The 944-nt window shown below is 48.5% G+C and carries 2 pseudogenes; both read right to left on the bottom strand.

From position 1 onward, the window contains the following. Positions 1-437: pseudogene (locus BN93_RS15905) on the bottom strand (D-alanine--D-alanine ligase); the annotation flags it as partial. 193 nt (positions 438-630) lie between these two features. Further along, a pseudogene (locus BN93_RS15900) lies at positions 631-944 on the bottom strand (RNA pseudouridine synthase); the annotation flags it as partial.

The following is a 944-nucleotide window of genomic DNA, read 5'->3' as shown; positions in this document are numbered from 1 at the left end:
ACTCTTGGCCGCGGCGCACCAGCATGCTCTTGGGCCACGTTCACGCCAAAGCCACGCAGGTAGTTGTTTAGCACGTACTTGTCGAACGTTAGTGCCTCAACCAACACGCCACTAGTAGAGTAAGGCATGTCGATAAGTTCGAAATAGCCCTGCATGATGCCGTTTTCGCCCGGCGTTCCGTGAATGGTGATGTAGGCATAATCAAAGAACACGTGCTTGCCTTCGTGTTCAAAGGAGAAGTTGTTCTTGTCGATAGCGGCCTTTTCGCCGTTACCGAGGTCCACTTTCCAATTCATCCTTTCGATGTCTACGATGTAAACGTTGTACTTGTCTTTATCAAAGAACGAGTACAAGCCCCGCGCCGAGCGCAACGACACTTCGTGTTCAGACGAGTTGCCACCGCATACGATGGCAATATTTCTCTTCAAATCTTTCATATCCTTATATATCTTTTCTTCTTTAAGTTCAGTTGACGAGGGTAACGAGTTGACCAGTTAACGAGTTAACAAGGTTACCAGTTGACGAGTTAACAAGATTGGTGGGCGAAGCCATTTTTTCACCTTTTCACCTTTTCACCCTTTCACCTTTATAAGCCTTTTCACCCTTATAAGCCCTCTTCATGTCGTCTTATCAAACAGCTAATCCCTTGATGTAGTTGCGCCATTTGTCTAACAACTGCTCCATATCCTGTGGCATGGGCGAGGTAAAGTCCATCTGTTCGCCCGTGGTGGGATGCACAAAGCCCAGTGTTCGGGCATGTAAGGCCTGCCGCGAACATAGTTTAAGGCAGTTTTGTATGTAAGCCTTGTAGGTAGACGAGCGTTCGCCGCGCAGTATTTCGGTGCCGCCATAGCGTTCGTCGCCAAACATGGGGTGACCGATATGATTCATGTGCGCCCTTATTTGGTGCGTGCGTCCCGTTTCAAGAATACACTCCACGAAGG

This window comes from Prevotella conceptionensis 9403948 (assembly GCF_000312305.1).
Taxonomy (GTDB): Bacteria; Bacteroidota; Bacteroidia; order Bacteroidales; family Bacteroidaceae; genus Prevotella; species Prevotella conceptionensis.
This window is presented reverse-complemented; position numbering and strand designations above follow the sequence as displayed.